We start from the raw sequence: 18144 nt of genomic DNA, 5'->3' as shown, positions 1-18144 counted from the left end.
GGGTGTTGCGATGCGGCAGCAATGGCGTCCCCCCGATGGCGGGACGCGGTGAATCGGTCGCTTCATGCCGTCGACCGCCATTTCGAGACAAATCGACGTGCAAAAGCTGCTTCATAATACGTCGACTTTTGGCAAACTGTCGTCATTCCGGGCGCAGCGAGTGCGAATTTCTCGCCGGCGACGCGCCGATCGAGGCTGCCGCACGCCTTGTGACGGGTTCCCGGCCATTCGCAACGCACACCAACGACCATGACCGCAATCGATGCAACCCAAGCGGGCGCCACACCGGCCGCTCCGCGTCTCACTTCGCTCTCGCACGGCGGCGGCTGCGGCTGCAAGATCGCACCGGGCGTGCTCTCCGAACTGCTCGCCCGCAACGACACGCCGCTGCCGGCACCCGCCGCGCTGCTCGTGGGCACGGAAACCTCCGACGACGCCGCGGTCTACCAGCTCAACGACGAGCAGGCCATCATCGCGACGACGGACTTCTTCATGCCGATTGTCGACGACCCGTTCGACTTCGGCCGCATCGCTGCGACCAACGCCCTGTCCGACATCTATGCGATGGGCGGCAAGCCGATTTTTGCGCTGGCCATCGTCGGCATGCCGATCAACGTGTTGCCACGCGAGACGATTCGCGAGATTCTGCGCGGCGGCGAATCGGTCTGCACCGAGGCGGGTATTCCGATTGCCGGCGGGCACAGCATCGATTCGGTCGAGCCGATCTACGGTCTCGCCGCGCTCGGGGTGGTGCATCCGAAGCGGCTCAAGCGCAACGCCGATGCACAGGCGGGCGACGTACTCGTGCTCGGCAAGCCGCTGGGCGTGGGCGTGATGTCGGCGGCGCTCAAGAAGAACCAACTGGATGCGGCGGGCTATCGCCGCATGATCGACGCCACGACGCGCCTGAACCGTGTCGGCCCGGCGCTCGCGGCATTGCCCGGCGTGCATGCGCTCACGGATGTGACGGGTTTCGGTTTGCTCGGTCACACGCTCGAAATGTGCCGCGGCGCGAATCTGGCGGCGTATCTGCGCATGTCCGACGTGCCGTTGTTCGACGGCGTGCGCGAACTGGCCGACCAGGGATGTATTACTGGCGCGTCTGGCCGGAATTGGGCGTCCTACGGGGCGTCGGTCGAGCTGGGGGAGCGGCTGACGACGCGTGATCGCGATCTGTTGTGCGATCCGCAGACGGCGGGCGGCTTGCTGGTGTCGTGCGCGCCCGGCGCGGTCGACGATGTGCTCGCGGTCTTCCGCGCCGACGGCTTCCACGAAGCCGGCATCATTGGCGCCATGCGTCCGGGCACGCCCGGCGTGCGAGTGATCTGACGACGGGCATCGTCGCAACGCGCGCCCTCCCTCGGTGGGCGCGCGCCCGCCACGTCATGCCGCCTGACGGTTTGCCGCCGCGTGATGGCGGCCAATGAACGCGATGATGGCCTCGGCCAGTGGCTGGGGCGCGTCGCGGTGCGGTGAGTGTCCGCACGCCGGCAGCTTCACGACGCTCGCGTGCGGCACATGCGCGGCAATGCTGTCCATCTGCGCCATCGTGCCGTACTCGTCGTCCTCGCCCTGGATCGCGAGCAGCGGCTTCGAGATACTCGCCACCGCGCCGACCAGATTCCACTCGCGAAACGCCGGGTCCAGCCAGATATCGTTCCAACCCCAAAACGCCGAATCGACGTCGTCGTGATAGCGACCAAGCTTCGCGCGCAGGTCGGTCGTCTCGTACACCGCCTTCGTCTTCGCGATGCTCTGCACCGACAGATCCTCGACGAACAGATGGGGGGCGAGCACGACCGCACCGGCGAGCCGCTCGGGGAATGCCGCGCTGAACAGCAGCGCGATCGAGCCGCCGTCGCTATGGCCGACAAGCCACACGTGCCCGGCCTGCTCGGGGCCGACGCCCACCGCATCGAGAAAGGCGGGCAACACTTCCCGCGCCTGACGGTGCATGAAGTCGACCGGCCATTTCTCGCCGGGCTCACGCGGGGTGGAGCGGCCATAGCCGTTGCGCGAATAGACGAGCCCGCGAAAGCCGCCCGCGTCGCACAACTGCTGCGGCCAGTCTTTCCACATCGCAACAGAGCCCAGCCCCTCGTGCAGGAAGACCAGCAGCGGGGCGTCGGCAAGCTCACGGTTGATCCATCGGTATTCCAGCGAGAGCGGGCCGTGCGAGGCCGTCTCGATCCGGGCGAACTGTACGTCCGACATCGTCTTGTCGTCTCCTAAAGCAACTCGCGCAGCTTGAAGCGCTGCACCTTGCCCGTCGCCGTCTTCGGCAGATCGTCGACGAACACCAACTCACGCGGGTATTTGTGCGGGGCGAGGCGCGCCTTGACGAAGGCCTTCAACTCGGTGGCCATCTCGTCGGTGGCTGCGATGCCGGGCTTGAGCACGACGAAGGCCTGTGTCTTGGTCAGGCCGCCGTCGTCGCGTCCCACGACGCCTGCCTCGAGCACTGCGTCATGCTGCATGAGCACCATCTCGACTTCGATGGGCGAGACGTACTGGCCGCTGACCTTGAGCATATCGTCACTGCGCCCGGCATAGACGTAATACCCATTGGGCAGACGCTGGTACTTGTCGCCGCTCTTGAGCCAGTCGCCGAGGAACGTCGCGCGCGTCTTGTCGCGATTGCACCAATACATGAGCGCTGCGCTCGGGCCCTTGATGTACAGATCGCCGATCTCGCCGTCGGGCACGGGATGACCGTCTTCGTCGCGCAATGCCACGGCGTAGCCCGGCACCGGTTCGCCCGTCGTCCCGTAGGCGACCTGGCCGGCACGATTGGACAGGAAGATGTGCAACATTTCGGTCGAGCCGATGCCGTCGAGAATCTCCGCCCCGAAATGCGCCGTGAACCGTTCGCCGATTTCGCGCGGCAACGCCTCGCCCGCCGACGTGCACAGCCGCAGCGCCACGTCTTCACGGGCCGGCAGGTGCGGCGAGGCGAGAAGGTTGGCGTAGAGCGTCGGCACGCCGTAGAAAATCGTCGGGCGATGCTCGCGAAGCCGTTGTGCCACGGCTTGCGCGGTCGGTCGCTCGGCCATCAGCACGACGCTCGCGCCGACCGAGAGTGGGAACGTCAGCGCATTGCCCAACCCGTAAGCGAAGAAGAGCTTCGCCGCGGAGAAGGCGATGTCATCTTCGCGAATGCCGAGCACGTGGCGGCCATAGGTTTCGGCCGTCCAGTACAGGTTGGCGTGCGTGTGCACGGTGCCCTTGGGCTTGCCGGTCGAACCCGACGAATATAGCCAGAAGGCGATGTCGTCGCCGTCGGTGTCGGCGGGCAGTGCGCTCGGGGGGCCGTCGACCAGGGCGTCGAAGGTCGGCAGGGCGCGTGCGTTGCCCGCCTCGGTCGCGATCGGTTGCGAGACGATGCACGGCGGCGGCGCGGCGCCCTCGGCCACCTTGTCGAGCGCGGCCTGCACGGTCGGCAGGAGCGCGCCGGACGCAATCACGAGCTGCGCCTTGCTGTGCGAGATCATGTAGGCGTAATCGTCGGCCGTGAGCAAGGTGTTGACGACGACGGGCACCACACCGGCGTACAGGGCGCCGAGAAAGGCGACCGGCAGGTCGATGGTGTCGAGCATGATGAGCAGAATGCGCTCTTCACGGTGAATGCCCGCCCGTGTGAGTCCGGTCGCGAAACGTCGGCTTTGCTCGGCCAGCTCGCCATAGGTGAGCGCGCGCGTGTCGTCGAGATAAGCAGTCTTGGCAGCGCGAGCGCGGTTGAGCGCCTCCAGATGCGCGGCGAAGTTGAAGTTCGCCGGCGGTGGGGTAAGTACGGCTTCCATGGTGTCTCCGGTGGATCACCGCACGGCGCACTCGTTGGAGGCGTGCACGCGCGGCGTGAGGACTTGTCGGCGCTCTGGCGGCGCCTGAATGAATCACCTTGACTGCGACGGTTTGCGACGGCCGCTGAAGAACAGATTACGCCTTCGGGAGTTCGACAGCATCCTGCGTGATCGCTTCGATCAGCGCGGCGGGCCCCTGAACGGCCGAGCGCACGTGATAGAAGCGCAACGCGCGCAAACCGCCCAGTTCCTCGCCGCCGCCGGCGCGGCCTGGGCCGCCATGCAGCGATTGCGGCATGACGTTGCCGTGGCCCGTCTGTGTCTTCACGACCGATGGGTCGACCGCGTGCACACGGCCATGCGCGTCGGCCAGCGCGAGGACCGGGGCACGCATCGCCACGGCGTCGTTGCTGAACAGCGAGACGACGAGGGAGCCCTGCCCACGCTTGGTCAGCGCGAGCGCTTCGTCGAGATCGCGATAGCCGACGAGCGTGGCGACCGGGCCGAAGACTTCGGTGTCGTGCACGCGCTGTCCGCGCGCGCCATCGCGCAGGCCGAGCAGCACGGGGGCCACGCATGCGCTGTCGGCACCGGCGTCGACGAAGGCGGTCTCGCGATTGCCGTCGTACAGGGTTTCGGCTTCCGCCTGCAAATGGGCGATGCCCTCAAGCACGGCGCGTTTCTGCGCCAGAGTCACGAGCGAGCCCATCTTGACGGCCTCGTTGCGCGGATTGCCGACGACCGTCTTGGCCAGACGCTCGGCAATGGCGGCGGCCACGGCATCGAAGTGCGCGACGGGAACCATCGCGCGCCGAATGGCCGTGCATTTCTGGCCGGCCTTGACGGTCATCTCGCGCGCCACCTCGCGCACGAACTGGTCGAACGCGGCGGTGCCGGGCGCCGCGTCGGGCAGCAGCACGGCGCTGTTCAGGCTATCGGCCTCCACGTTGATGCGCGCCGAGCGTTCGGTAAACGCCGGATGCGCGCGCAGCGTGGCGGCGGTGTCGGCCGAGCCGGTGAAGGAGACCACGTCGAACGGGCCGATCCGGTCGAGCAGACCGGCGGCGCTGCCGCAGATCACCGACAGGCTGCCCCGCGGCAGCAGACCGGCGGCGACCACATCGGCCACCATGCGCTGCGTGAGCCAGGCGGTCGAGGTCGCCGGTTTGACGATGACCGGCACGCCCGCGAGCAACGCGCCAGCGGCCTTCTCCCAAAGTCCCCACGCGGGGAAGTTGAACGCGTTGATGAACAGCGCCACCCCCGGTGTCGGACGGAACACGTGACGCACGGCGAACGACGCATCCTTGGCCAACGGCACCGCCGCGCCGTCGAGCAGCGTGTGCGCGTCGCCCAGCGTTGCGCCGAGCTTGGCATACGTCGACAGGGTGTAGATAGCGCCATCGATGTCGACGGCGGAGTCGGTGGCGACCGTTCCTGAATTGGCTGTGGCGATCGCGTAGTAGTCGTCGCGGCTCGCTTGCAAGGTGGCGACGATCTGCGCGAGGCGCTGCGCGCGTTCGCCATACGACAAGGCGCGCAGCGCCGGGCCGGCGACGTCTCGCGCGAAGGCGAACGCGGCGTCGAGATCCAGACCGGCGCTCGATACGAAGGCGAGTGTCTCGCCTGTCACGGGATCGGTGAGCGCGGTGGGCGCGCCACTACCGGCCACCCAATGGCCGGCGACGTAGTTTTCCAGCAAGGCAGGGGAGTGCATGAGCATGAACCGGGGGAATCAGGAAGGGGGCAGGCGCCGGATCAGGCACTGCGCGTGAATTCTATGGCGCCGTCTGGCAACAGATACAGCACGAGGGCGCGTCCGTGGGCGACTGTCGGTCGATGCGCTGTGCCGGGACCGTAGACGCACCAGCCCGCCGGATGTCCGTCGAACGTTGCGCCCGGTGTGAGCGGCATGATCAGATCGATTTCGCCATTCGGATGCCCATGGTGCGGTCCGGCCAGATCGGCCATGTCCACCACGTCGACGGAAAATCCGTGCGTGTCGGGCGTGGGTTTGATGACGCGTCCGTAGCGAATGCCACCGCCTTCGCGGTTGCACAGCCAGCCGTCGGCAACGCCGGTGCGACAGGCGTCGGCAAGTGCTTCGTAACCGGCGGAGCCGGCGCCGTAATGCGCGTTGAGCCAATCGGCGAGAGAGGCGTCGAGGGCGCGGCCATCGAGTTGCCGCGTCAGGTCGGCGATCAACGCCTGAAATTGAGGCACATCCATCCATGTCTCCTGTGGACGTCGATATGACGCCGATCAATGGCGGGACTCGGGATGTCCGGTCCGCGTTTGCTTTTTTATCGGCGCATGGTGAAAATTAGAGCATGCAATTTTGGCTGTCAAGCAATATATTACATGTTACCTGCATTGAGGATCTTGTCTGATGAATAAGAGTGCGCAAGCCGATGGGGTGCCGACGGCGCGAGGCGCCGGTGAGAAAGACCCGTTTCTGGTCGCGCTGGGCGAGCGGGTGCGCACGCTGCGCGCCCGGCGTGGCTTGACGCGCAAGGCGCTTGCGCTGGACGCCGGTGTTTCCGAGCGTCACGTGGCCAATCTGGAGTCGGGTGTCGGTAACGCGTCCGTGCTGTTCCTGCGTCAGCTTGCACAGGCACTAAATTGCACATTGGCCGAAATCGTGGGCGACGAGACGACGTCGTCAGCGGAATGGTTGCTCATTCGGGAAATTCTGCACGGGCGCGACGGTGAGGCGCTCACGCGTGCGCGTCAGGCGCTCAGCGAGCTGTTTGCCGGGAGCGAGCGCGACCCGGATCGGCGTGGCCGCATCGCGTTGATCGGGTTGCGGGGCGCGGGCAAGTCGACGCTGGGCCGCATGCTTGCCGACGACATGCACGTCCCGTTCGTCGAACTCAATCGCGTGATCGAACAACTGGCGGGGTGCCCGCCGTCGGAAATCTACTCGCTTTATGGCGCGAGCGCCTATCGACGCTATGAATTGCGCGCACTCGAAGCGGTCGTGGCCGAGCATCCGCGTGCCGTGATCGCCTCGCCGGGCGGTATCGTGAGCGACGCGGCGACCTTCAACTTCCTGCTCACCCACTGCTATACGGTATGGCTGCAGGCGTCGCCCGAAGAGCATATGAAGCGGGTGGTGGCGCAGGGCGATCTGCGTCCAATGTCGGGCAACGCGGAAGCGATGGACGACCTCAAACGTATTCTGGCCGGCCGCCAAGACTTCTATGCCAAGGCGGATATGAGCTTCGACACCGGCGGGCGGGTGCTGGCCGACGCCTATCTGCAACTGCGCGGCCGCCTCGCCGTGCAATTGTCGTCAGATTGACCCTCATGGGAATGCAAAATAATTCATTTTTATTTGGAAAATTAGTTGACGGTGTAGTTGTGCTGCACTATATTGCAATCCAACAAGATCATTATTCGTGTTGGAGGCAATCATGTTCGGCAAACCCCACGTCGACTATCGTACGGATCCCACGCAGTACAAGCATTGGAAACTGAGCTTCGAAGGCCCGGTGGCGACGCTCGCCATCGATATCTCGGAAGACGGCGGCATTCGCGAAGGCTACAAGCTCAAGCTCAATTCGTACGATCTCGGTGTGGACATCGAACTGCACGATGCCGTTCAGCGGATCCGCTTCGAGCACCCGGAAGTGAAGACGGTGGTCGTCACGAGCGCCAAGGACCGCGTGTTCTGCTCCGGGGCGAATATCTTCATGCTCGGCCTGTCCACGCATGCGTGGAAGGTCAACTTCTGCAAGTTCACCAACGAAACGCGCAACGGTCTGGAGGACTCCAGCCGCCATTCCGGTCTGAAGTTCCTCGCCGCCGTGAACGGCGCGTGTGCGGGCGGCGGCTACGAGCTGGCGCTGGCCTGTGACGAGATCTATCTGGTCGACGACCGTTCGTCGTCGGTCTCGCTGCCGGAAGTGCCGCTGCTGGGCGTGCTGCCGGGCACCGGCGGCCTGACTCGCTTGACCGACAAGCGTCACGTGCGCAACGACCGCGCCGACATCTTCTGCACTGTCGTCGAGGGGATTCGCGGCGAGCGTGCCAAGCAATGGCGCCTGGTCGACGAAGTCGTCAAGCCCGCGCAATTCGCACAAACGGTGTCGGCGCGTGCGCTGGAACTCGCTCAAGGCAGCGACCGTCCGGGCGGCAAGGGTGTGACGCTCACTCGCCTGGAGCGCACCGACGAGCCGGACGCGATCCGCTACGAATTCGTCGACGTTGAAATCGACCGCGCCAACCGCACCGCCAGCCTCACCGTGAAGGCGCCGAAGTCCGCGCCGCCGGCCGACATCGCCGGTATCGAGGCCGCCGGCGTGAACTGGTGGCCGCTGAAAATGGCGCGCGAACTCGACGACGCCATTCTCAATCTGCGCACGAACGAACTCGATATCGGCACGTGGCTGCTGCGCACCGAGGGCGAGGCGAAACACGTGCTGGCGGCTGACGCATCGCTGCTGGCCCATCAGGATCACTGGTTGGTGCGCGAGACCATCGGCATGCTGCGCCGCACGTTTGCGCGTATCGACGTGTCCTCACGCTCGCTCTTCGCGCTGATCGAACCGGATTCGTGCTTCACCGGCACGCTGGCCGAATTCGCCTTCGCGGCCGACCGCACGTACATGGCGGCGCTGCCCGCCAGCGAGGAAGACGAACCGGCAATCACGCTCACCGAAGTCAACTTCGGCCTGTTGCCGATGGTCACCGATCAATCGCGTCTGGCACGGCGCTTCTATGAAGACGCGGCGGAACTCGACGCCGTGCGCGCCACGATTGGCCGCCAGGTGCGCCCCGATGAGGCGGAACGCCTCGGGCTGGTCACGGCCGCCGTCGACGATCTCGACTGGCCGGACGAAATCCGCATCGCGATCGAGGAGCGCGCGGCCATGTCGCCCGACGCGCTCACCGGCCTCGAAGCGAACCTGCGCTTCAACGGCAAGGAGACGATGAACACCCGCATCTTCGGCCGTCTGTCGGCGTGGCAGAACTGGATCTTCATCCGTCCGAACGCCGTGGGCGAGAAGGGCGCGCTCAAGGTCTACGGCAAGGGCAACAAGGCGCAGTTCGATCCGAACCGCGTCTGACGAATGGGCTGCAACATCGCCGGTGACGAACGCCGGGCGGTGGCAGGACCGAACAAGTCGTTTTACACAGAATACGTACGAGACACGAGGATTCCCACGATGGCTTCGATCAACTACAGCGAGAAGATTCCCAACAACGTCAACCTGTCGGACGATCGCACGCTGCAACGTGCGCTTGAACAGTGGCAGCCGAATTTCCTGTCCTGGTGGGGCGACATGGGGCCGGAAGGCTCGCATGGCTTCGACGTCTATCTGCGCACGGCGGTAAGCGTGGATCCGGGCGGCTGGGCGCACTTCGATCACGTGAAGATGCCGGACTATCGCTGGGGCATCTTCCTCACGCCGGGAGAAGCCGATCGCAAGATCCACTTCGGCGAGCACAAGGGCGAAGCTGCGTGGCAGGACGTGCCGGGCGAACACCGCGCGAACCTGCGTCGCATCATCGTCACGCAGGGCGACACGGAACCCGCGTCGGTCGAGCAACAGCGCCACCTCGGACTGACGGCGCCGTCGATGTACGACTTGCGCAACCTGTTCCAGGTGAACGTGGAAGAAGGCCGCCATCTGTGGGCAATGGTCTACCTGCTGCATCGCTACTTCGGCCGCGACGGCCGTGAAGAAGCCGAAGCGCTGCTCGGCCGCCGCTCGGGCGACGAAGACAATCCGCGAATTCTCGGTGCGTTCAACGAGAAGACGCCGGACTGGCTGGCGTTCTACATGTTCACGTACTTCACCGATCGCGACGGCAAGTTCCAGCTCTCGGCACTGGCCGAGTCGGGGTTCGACCCGCTCGCGCGCACCACGAAGTTCATGCTGACCGAAGAGGCGCACCACATGTTCGTGGGCGAGTCGGGCGTCTCGCGCGTGATCGCTCGCACGGCGCAAGTGATGAACGAATTGAAGACCGATGACGTCGCGAAGCTGCGGGCAGCGGGCGTGATCGATCTGCCGACGATTCAGCGCTACGTCAACTTCCACTACTCCGTGACGATCGACCTGTTCGGTGCGGATCAGTCGTCGAACGCGGCCATCTTCTACAGCTCGGGCCTGAAGGGCCGCTACGAAGAGGGCAAGCGCGACGACGACCATCAGCTCAACGGTCAAATGTATCGGCTGCTGGACGTGGACAACGGCAAGCTCGTCGAGCGCGAGGTGCCGATGCTCAACGCGATGAACGAAGTGCTGCGCGACGATTACATCAAGGACTCGGTCGCGGGGGTGAATCGCTGGAACAAGGTGCTGGAGAAGGCCGGTATCGACTTCCGCCTTAGCGTCCCGCACAAGGCATTCAATCGTCAGATCGGCACATTCGCGGGCGTGCGTGTGTCGCCGGATGGCCGTGTGGTGAGCGAGGCCGAATGGGCTGCGCATGAGCGTGAGTGGCTGCCGTCGGCGGAAGATCGCGCGTATGTGGCGTCGCTCATGGGCCGCGTGACCGAGCCGGGCAAGTTTGCCAACTGGATCGCGCCGCCCCCGCTCGGCATCAACCGCCAGCCGATCGACTTCGAGTACGTGCGCTTCAACTAAGGCCAACGAGAGCCCAGGCGCGAGCCATCCCACAAGGAGACAGCATCATGAACGGCCCCGTTCCGGTCGAAGTTCTGAAGCAGCATCTGATCGATCCGGAGATCTGCATTCGCTGCAACACCTGCGAGGAGACGTGTCCGGTCGACGCGATCACGCACGACGAGAACAACTACGTGGTGCGCGCGGACACGTGCAATGGGTGCATGGCGTGTATCTCGCCGTGCCCGACGGGGGCCATCGACAACTGGCGCGATGTGCTCAAGGTCGACGCGTATGCTGTCGACGATCAGCTCACGTGGGACGAGTTGCCCGTGCAGGACGATGCGCTCGCCGGTCAGGGCACGATCGGCGAGGCGGCGCCGGGCGTGGCTGGCGGTGCGTCGGCCGACGTCCCCGAGCCCGTCATCGCCGGCTCGGATTTCGTGCGCGGCTCTGTCGTGCCGCCGTGGTCCGCCGCCAAGCCCTATGTCAATCTGTACAACCACAAGGCGCCGGTACAGGCGACCGTGGTCGGCAACTATCGCCTGACCGACGCCAGCACCGAGAGCGACATCCACCATATCGTGCTCGACTTCGGCAAGCAGCCGTTCCCGGTGCTCGAAGGACAGTCGATCGGCATCATTCCGCCGGGCACGTCGAGCGACGGGCGGGCGCACCATGCGCGACAGTACTCGATTGCGTCGCCGCGCGACGGCGAGCGTCCCGGTTACAACAACCTGGCGCTCACGGTCAAACGCGTGACGAAGGATCACCAGGAGCAGGCGGTTGGCGGGGTGTGTTCGAACTACCTGTGCGATCTGAAGAAGGGCGACGTGGTGAACGTGATGGGCCCGTTCGGCAGTACGTTCCTGATGCCGAACCACGCCGATTCGCACCTGCTGATGATCTGCACCGGCACGGGGGCGGCCCCGATGCGGGCGATGACCGAGTATCGCCGTCGTCGCCGTCTGAAGGGCGCGACCGGCAAGCTCATGCTGTTCTTCGGCGCGCGCACGCAGGGCGAGCTGCCGTACTTCGGCCCCCTGCTCAACCTGCCGAAGGACTTCATCGACACGAATCTGGCCTTCTCGCGTACACCAGGACAGGCCAAGCGCTACGTGCAGGACGCCATGCGCGAGCGCGCGGCCGATGTGGCGGCGCTGCTGCGTCACGACCACACCTACATTTATGTGTGCGGGCTCAAGGGCATGGAGGACGGCGTGCTGCAAGTGCTGCAGACCATCGCGGGCGACGCCGGGCTCGACTGGCAGGCCCTCTGGCAACGGATGAAGACGGAAGGGCGTCTGCATCTGGAAACCTACTGATTGACTGACGACTGACGATATCGGCTCGCGCAGCACCCGGCAGAGGGTGTGGCGCGAACCTCGGCTTGACCGACGGCGTTTTGCGCCGGCTTGACACCGCGTGCTTCGGCACGCGGTTTTTTTTCGTTCGTCGATGACGGTCGGGGTATCGAAGGCCGTCGCGGCGACGTCACCGGAATTGAGTAACATGGAGGAGCGGTTTCCCTTCCATCTTTTCTCTGAACGGAGAGTCACATGGGCAAGAAGCGGATTCTGGTACTGGCAGGCGACTATGTCGAAGACTACGAGCTGATGGTGCCCGTGCAGGCACTCATGGCCGTGGGTCACCGGGTGGAAGTGGTCTGCCCCGGCAAGAAGGCGGGCGACAAGGTGCGCACTGCGATTCACGACTTCGAAGGCGATCAGACGTACAGCGAGAAGCGCGGTCACGACTTCACGCTCAATGCGACATTCGACGGACTGTCTCCCGCCGACTTCGACGCGCTGGTGATTCCCGGTGGCCGCGCGCCGGAGTATCTGCGGTTGAATGATGAGGTCGTCGAGATCGTCAGACATTTTGCCGAGAGCGACAAACCGATTGCCGCGATCTGTCACGGGGCGCAGTTGCTGGCGGCGGCCGGTGTGATCGACGGGCGCGAGTGCTCGGCGTATCCGGCCTGTGCGCCGGAGGTGCGGCTGGCCGGCGGGAAGTACATGGAGATCGGGATCGACGAGGCGCATACCGACGGCAAGCTGGTGACCGCCCCCGCCTGGCCCGCGCATCCGGCGTGGATCGCGCAGTTCCTCGCCGTGCTGGGAACAAAGATCGAGCTCTGACGCGCGGCGGATTTGTCCGAACTTGCCTCGTTTTCGAAAGCTTGACGTCCGGCGGCGCAGCAAGATCGGCCGATCTCAACCAGGTCGGTCGACAGGCGCTGCGCGCGCCGGAGCCCCGCCATACGACGAAGGAGAGTCGTGATGGACGTCAATGCTTATCCCTCCCGGGGCCATGCCGTCGGTTCACCCGCCAGTGCCTCGGTCGCGCGACCGAAACGGGTCGACGTGTTGCCGGAAGCCGGCCCGCTCGGAACGTTCGGGGCGGTCACCGGACACGACGGTAGCGGCGCGCCGCTGCCTCCTATTGGGCCGTACGATTTTTCCGCCGCGCGGCGTGTGCACGACGCCCGTCCGGCCGCGGGCCCCCGCACCGCCGTTCGACTGTCGTTCGACGCGGACGCGCAAGCGCCGCAGTACGTGGTGACGGCGTTCCCGAGCGCCGGGCATGCCACCCGGACATGGCTTGCCTCTCGCCTGTTCGGTGCGTTGGGCCTGGCGACACCGACGGCAATGCTGGTGCGGGGGTGCTCGTTGGCGTTCGACGGTACCCAGGCGCCCGAGCGGATCTATCTGGCGACGACGTACCTCCCTGTGTACCGGTCCCTCGGTGAATGGCTGGAGGGGGAGGCCGCATGGCGCGCGATCGAGGGGGCCGACGGCGCGCAACTCTTGCAGCGTGCGCGTGGCTGTGACGGGGAGGTGGGGACACGTGCCCGCGATGGCGCCCGCGAAGCTGGGCGGCAAATGGCGCAAGTGCTTGCGCAGTCCGGCGGTGCGCCGATCGACGCGTTGGCCGGCGCGGCGGCACAGTCCTATGCCGAAGCCGCGCGCCGGCGCCACGAAATGCGCGGCGCGCTCTGTGGTTGCCTCCCCGACGTCTATCAGTGCGCATTGGCGCGTCAGTATGTCGCCGCGCTGTGGCTGGGCAACCGGGACCTTTGCCGCGACGTCATGGAAAACGTCGGCGTCTGGCGGGACCAGAACGACTTGCCCTATATGATGACGGTCGATTTCCGGACCTGCCTCGATGCCGGCTTTCAAGGCACGCTTGCCGATTTGACGCCGTTTCGCGGCGGCGAGCCGTTCACGGCGTTTATCCGGCGGCTGACCGGGGTGCCGCAAGCCGCCGACAGCAGGACCGTGCTCGACGAACTGAAGAATCCGACTGGCGCGCGGGCACTGGCGGCCGAGATGGCCTTCCGCCTCGGGCGAATCTCGGCCCACGACATCGTGCCTTGGGTGGACGATGCACACGACGTCGTCTGCGCGGCATCCCACGCGGCCGAGGCGATCCCGGCGGCCGAAGACCGGGGCGAATTCGTGAACCATCTGCTGGATCGACGCGACCGTCTCGTGACACTGCTCGGCGGCGCATGGGCCGCCCGGGCGTGGACGCAACTTTATCCGACGCGCGCCCGCGCCATCGAAGCCCATCAGGCGCCATTCTTACGTCCGGCCGCCACCGCCCGTGATCGCCCATGAACGCACCGGATCGGGCCGTCCGGCTGTCTGTCAGGCCGGCTCGAGGGGTGGCACCAAATTGGTGCATTGGCGTCAATCGAGGCGCGTTGCCGCTGGTTGCCTAACGTCGCAAGCTCGCATAAACTATCGACGCCACAAACCCCGCGTGACTGGCGATTAGGGTGCACAGCCTTGTGTGCCCGAGGTGGAGCAACCCACCGGGAAGCGCCGGGGTCTTATTTGCCGTTCGCCTGGGCAGCCGTGATGGTTGGTGCTGCCCTGTCTATCGTCTTCCGAAGCACAAAGGAAGATGCGCTGCGCCATCCCCTCCCGGAAAATCTGTTCAATTCAACGGAAACGCCATGTTCGACAAATCGAAATCCACCGTTGCCTCCGTCGATCCCGACGTTTGGGCTGCGATTCAGAAAGAAAATCAGCGTCAGGAAGACCACATCGAGCTGATCGCATCGGAAAACTACACCAGCCCGGCCGTGATGGAAGCGCAGGGCTCGCAACTGACCAACAAGTATGCGGAAGGTTATCCGGGCAAGCGCTACTACGGTGGTTGCGAGTATGTCGACATCGTGGAACAACTGGCCATCGACCGCGTGAAGGCGCTGTTCGGCGCGCAAGCCGCGAACGTGCAGCCGAACTCGGGCTCGCAGGCTAACCAGGGCGTGTACTTCGCCATGCTCAAGCCGGGCGACACGATCATGGGCATGAGCTTGGCGCACGGTGGCCACCTCACGCACGGCTCGCCGGTCAACATGTCGGGCAAGTGGTTCAACGTGGTGAGCTACGGCCTGAACGAGAACGAAGACATCGATTACGACGCTGCCGAGAAGCTCGCGCAGCAGCACAAGCCGAAGATGATCGTGGCGGGCGCCTCGGCCTTCGCCTTGAGGATCGACTTTGAGCGTATGTCGCAGATCGCCAAGTCGGTCGGCGCGTACTTCATGGTCGACATGGCGCACTATGCCGGTCTGATCGCCGCCGGTGTGTACCCGAACCCGGTGCCGCATGCCGACTTCGTGACGACGACCACGCACAAGAGCCTGCGCGGCCCGCGCGGCGGCGTGATCCTGATGAAGGCCGAGTTCGAGAAGCCGATCAACTCCGCCATCTTCCCGGGCATCCAGGGCGGCCCGCTCATGCACGTGATCGCCGGCAAGGCCGTCGCGTTCAAGGAAGCCGCGTCGCCGGAATTCAAGGCGTACCAGGAACAAGTCGTGAAGAACGCCCGCGTGATGGCCGAGACGCTGGTCAAGCGCGGCCTGCGTATCGTGTCGGGCAAGACCGAATCGCACGTGATGCTGGTTGACCTGCGCGCCAAGCACATCACCGGCAAGGCCGCGGAAGCGGCGCTGGGCGAAGCGCACATCACTGTGAACAAGAACGCCATTCCGAACGATCCGGAAAAGCCGTTCGTGACGAGCGGCGTGCGTCTGGGCTCGCCGGCCATGACGACGCGCGGTTTCAAGGAAGCTGAAGCCGAACTCGTCGGCAACCTGATCGCCGACGTGCTGGAAAACCCGGAAGACGCCGACAACCTGGCCCGCGTGCGCGCACAAGTGGCTGAGTTGACGAAGCGCTTCCCGGTCTACGGCTAAGCGCCGGACGCCGCCCGCATGCGCTGCCCGTTCTGCCGTCACGACGACACGCAAGTCATCGACTCGCGTGAAGCGGAAGATGGCGCCGCCATCCGGCGGCGCCGGAAATGCCCGGCGTGCGACAAGCGTTTCACCACGTACGAGCGTGTCGAGCTGGCGATGCCGGCGGTCGTCAAGAAAGACGGCAGCCGCGCCGAGTACGACCGCGCGAAGGTGCGCGCCAGCATGCAGTTGGCGATCCGCAAGCGCCCTGTGAGTGCCGAAGCGATGGATGCCGCGATTGCGCGTATCGAATACAAGCTGCTGGCCGGTGCGGAGCGCGAAGTGATGAGTCAGCGCATCGGCGAGCTGGTGATGCGCGAGTTGAAGCGGCTCGACAAGATCGCGTACATCCGCTTTGCGTCGGTATATCGCAGCTTCGAGGACATCGCGGAGTTCCGCGACGTGCTCGAGGAAATCGACAGCACCGATATCAAGCCCAAGCGCAAGCCGGTGGCCTGAGTCGATGACGACGCGAGAGCGCGTGTGATGCGTGTGCGTCTGAGCGCGCGCAGGCGGCCGTAAGGCCCGTTTGCCGGTAAGAAGGACGGAAAACCCGTCGTGCCCGAAAGGGCACGGCGGGTTTTTTTATGGCTTCTCGATGTCGCGGGTAGGAATTAAAGCGGAATCGGGAAATGACCTAAATGTGCTATGCATGCCGTTATTTGCGGTGATTTTTGATGGTGCTTTTGGGTTAACTGGGCCAGTAAATTCGCGCTATTTGAGGCATTTGCGATGGGTATTTTTATTTATTGTTGTGATTTGTCCCAAAGTTATTAAATACGATTTGTCGTAGGAAAATAAACCAAATTAACTCTCTGCAATCGAGAATTCGATTGTTCGTCTCCTAGAATCGCTCCCTTCCATTGACGACCCCTATGCCGCTCTCGAAGAGACCGTGGCCGACGTCGTTGATTCTTTTGAATGAAACAAGGGGAGTATCAGATGCTAGGAAAGTCTCAAAAGGTTGGCGCGTTGCGTCAGACGAAGATTGGTATGGCAGTGGCGGCGATGGTGGCGGCCACGGCGTTCCCGACTGTCGCGGTGGCGGAAGTCGAGACGGCTGACGTCATCGTTCAGCAGCATAAGGCGCACATTGTGAGTGCGCTGGAGTCGCAAATCAAAGAGATTGCGAAGGCGAATGACGAAAAGAACGAAGCGTTCAATCGGGAACAGACGTGGCTGTCAAGCGCGGAAAAAGTCCGGGATATTCTTAAGGTTGAAGTTCTGGAAAAGCAGAATGAGGGACTTGTGTGGATTGCCTCCAGAGCTGATGAGATGCTCAAGTCGGCGGAAACTGGAACGGACGGAAAGCCCCTGGATTATATCGATTGGATGAGCGTCGAGGATCTTAAAAAAATCAAGGAAGCTGCGAACCTGGTAGTCGGGGCGAGCGACGAGGCGCGAGCCGAGGAAGTCGCTAAATTCTCGGCCTTCTTGTCTCGTGAATCCAACCTCAAGACGATCAAGGCCGATGCGCTTGCGCTTTCGGAGAAGCTGGAAAGCGCCAAGGAGACGCTGAAGACGCTGGATATCGCTGACGGTCAGTCGTTGCACGAACTCGTCAACCGATTCGAGTTGAAGGCCGAGATGGCGAACGGACAGGCCAAGGAAGTCGGTTCGTGGGCGGTCGATAACTTGAGCGGCAAGTTTGCCGACATCCAGAAGACGAGTGGCGGCGACCTGATCAACGAGAAAACCATTCTTGAAATCACGCAACATTCTGGCGCGGCGTCGAACCCGCTGACAGGAACGGCGGATAGCGTGCGAGATGTCGGTACGTTGCGTCTATTGGAAGGGGCGGATCACCGCTTGGACGTCAAGAACGGTGAACTGAATATCCTTCAGGGAATTGAGGGTGCGGGAAAGCTGAGCATTGCCGTCGGTACTGAAGGCAATTTGTCGTTTGAGGAAGGCAGCAAAGGCGTTCGCGTTGATGCCGATGGCGTGGTGGAGATCACGGCCGGTCGCGATGCCGATGAATCCGCTACCGCGGGCGTCAGCCAGGGCGATGCGCACGCAGGCGCGGGAAGTATCGACGTTGGCGTTCGTGAGGGCGATAGCCTTCCGGTTGACGAAGATTCGGGTGGCAGCAAATTAGATGCGGGGGGGCGCGTTAACTTTGACACCGGTACCACGGCGGGAAATGCGCGCATTGCGATCCGTGACGGTGGGAGTCTCGGGTTTTACGGTTCCGACGCCGGTAGCAGCAGCATCTTGATTTCGCAAGGCGGTGACGTAGGCTTTTCTGACGCTGGCGCCAAGCAATCATCGATCATCAATTCTGGGATGCTCATGTTTGCTTCGTCATCCGGCGGAGATGCCGAAATCACGAACGAGGGCGACGGCGAGCTGTCGTTTACGCGCTCGACCCTCGACCGCTTGCGCCTGGCGAACAGCGGCGTTGTGGACATCCAAACGACGTCCGGCGGCGAAGCTGACCTGTCCTGAAAATTTCGTACCAATCAAATCTAGGGATAATGGCTCCTCAGCTCAGATGAGGAGTTGGCATGAA

14 protein-coding genes and 1 riboswitch are annotated in these 18144 nt (G+C 64.1%); of the genes, 10 read left to right on the top strand and 4 right to left on the bottom strand.

What is annotated here, in order from left to right; translation table 11 throughout:
* Nucleotides 1–249: 249 nt before the first annotated feature.
* On the top strand, nucleotides 250–1329 hold the full coding sequence (selD, locus tag PCE31106_RS12025; RefSeq protein ID WP_017234261.1) for a selenide, water dikinase SelD: 1080 nt from the start codon (nucleotides 250–252) through the stop codon (nucleotides 1327–1329).
* Between the two features lie 54 nt (nucleotides 1330–1383).
* Here the strand turns inward: selD and PCE31106_RS12020 are convergent, their stop codons facing one another.
* From PCE31106_RS12020 to PCE31106_RS12005, 4 genes are all read right to left on the bottom strand, one after another.
* Nucleotides 1384–2214 (bottom strand): alpha/beta fold hydrolase, encoded by an 831-nt coding sequence (locus PCE31106_RS12020; RefSeq protein ID WP_150563409.1) that lies wholly within the window; start codon nucleotides 2212–2214, stop codon nucleotides 1384–1386.
* Nucleotides 2215–2228: 14 nt separating this feature from the next.
* On the bottom strand, nucleotides 2229–3800 hold the full coding sequence (locus PCE31106_RS12015) for a benzoate-CoA ligase family protein (RefSeq protein ID WP_150563408.1): 1572 nt from the start codon (nucleotides 3798–3800) through the stop codon (nucleotides 2229–2231).
* Nucleotides 3801–3936: 136 nt separating this feature from the next.
* The gene (locus tag PCE31106_RS12010; protein ID WP_150563407.1) at nucleotides 3937–5523 is read right to left on the bottom strand and encodes a 3,4-dehydroadipyl-CoA semialdehyde dehydrogenase; all 1587 of its coding nucleotides are present in this window, start codon (nucleotides 5521–5523) and stop codon (nucleotides 3937–3939) included.
* A 35-nt stretch (nucleotides 5524–5558) separates the two neighbouring features.
* Entirely contained in the window at nucleotides 5559–6029 is a 471-nt protein-coding gene (locus PCE31106_RS12005; protein WP_150563406.1) for a DUF4863 family protein, read from the bottom strand.
* 160 nt (nucleotides 6030–6189) lie between these two features.
* Here PCE31106_RS12005 and PCE31106_RS12000 point away from each other — a divergent pair, with 160 nt between their 5' ends.
* From PCE31106_RS12000 to PCE31106_RS11960, 9 genes are all read left to right on the top strand, one after another.
* Nucleotides 6190–7104 carry a helix-turn-helix transcriptional regulator gene (locus tag PCE31106_RS12000; RefSeq protein ID WP_017234256.1) on the top strand — a complete coding sequence of 305 codons (915 nt, stop codon included), beginning with the start codon at nucleotides 6190–6192 and terminating at the stop codon, nucleotides 7102–7104.
* A gap of 112 nt (nucleotides 7105–7216) precedes the next feature.
* Nucleotides 7217–8872 carry a 2,3-epoxybenzoyl-CoA dihydrolase gene (gene boxC, locus PCE31106_RS11995; RefSeq protein WP_130026586.1) on the top strand — a complete coding sequence of 552 codons (1656 nt, stop codon included), beginning with the start codon at nucleotides 7217–7219 and terminating at the stop codon, nucleotides 8870–8872.
* Between the two features lie 99 nt (nucleotides 8873–8971).
* Nucleotides 8972–10399, top strand: a complete 1428-nt coding sequence (gene boxB, locus PCE31106_RS11990) for a benzoyl-CoA 2,3-epoxidase subunit BoxB (RefSeq protein ID WP_017234254.1) — start codon at nucleotides 8972–8974, stop codon at nucleotides 10397–10399.
* A gap of 47 nt (nucleotides 10400–10446) precedes the next feature.
* On the top strand, nucleotides 10447–11703 hold the full coding sequence (boxA, locus tag PCE31106_RS11985) for a benzoyl-CoA 2,3-epoxidase subunit BoxA (protein WP_150563405.1): 1257 nt from the start codon (nucleotides 10447–10449) through the stop codon (nucleotides 11701–11703).
* Between the two features lie 234 nt (nucleotides 11704–11937).
* The gene (locus tag PCE31106_RS11980) at nucleotides 11938–12519 is read left to right on the top strand and encodes a DJ-1/PfpI family protein (RefSeq protein ID WP_150563404.1); all 582 of its coding nucleotides are present in this window, start codon (nucleotides 11938–11940) and stop codon (nucleotides 12517–12519) included.
* Between the two features lie 141 nt (nucleotides 12520–12660).
* Nucleotides 12661–14001 (top strand): hypothetical protein, encoded by a 1341-nt coding sequence (locus tag PCE31106_RS11975; RefSeq protein WP_150563403.1) that lies wholly within the window; start codon nucleotides 12661–12663, stop codon nucleotides 13999–14001.
* Nucleotides 14002–14136: 135 nt separating this feature from the next.
* Nucleotides 14137–14244: riboswitch (ZMP/ZTP riboswitch) on the top strand.
* Nucleotides 14245–14342: 98 nt separating this feature from the next.
* Nucleotides 14343–15590: a serine hydroxymethyltransferase gene (gene glyA, locus PCE31106_RS11970; RefSeq protein WP_150563402.1), complete on the top strand. Its 1248-nt coding sequence runs from the start codon at nucleotides 14343–14345 to the stop codon at nucleotides 15588–15590.
* 18 nt (nucleotides 15591–15608) lie between these two features.
* Nucleotides 15609–16091, top strand: coding sequence for a transcriptional regulator NrdR (gene nrdR, locus PCE31106_RS11965; RefSeq protein WP_150553050.1), 483 nt, complete (start codon nucleotides 15609–15611; stop codon nucleotides 16089–16091).
* A gap of 462 nt (nucleotides 16092–16553) precedes the next feature.
* A complete protein-coding gene (locus PCE31106_RS11960) occupies nucleotides 16554–18080 on the top strand; it encodes a hypothetical protein (RefSeq protein WP_150563401.1) in 1527 nt (508 codons plus the stop codon).
* Nucleotides 18081–18144 lie beyond the last annotated feature (64 nt).

The organism is Pandoraea cepalis, assembly GCF_902459665.1.
GTDB lineage: Bacteria > Pseudomonadota > Gammaproteobacteria > Burkholderiales > Burkholderiaceae > Pandoraea > Pandoraea cepalis.
This window is presented reverse-complemented; position numbering and strand designations above follow the sequence as displayed.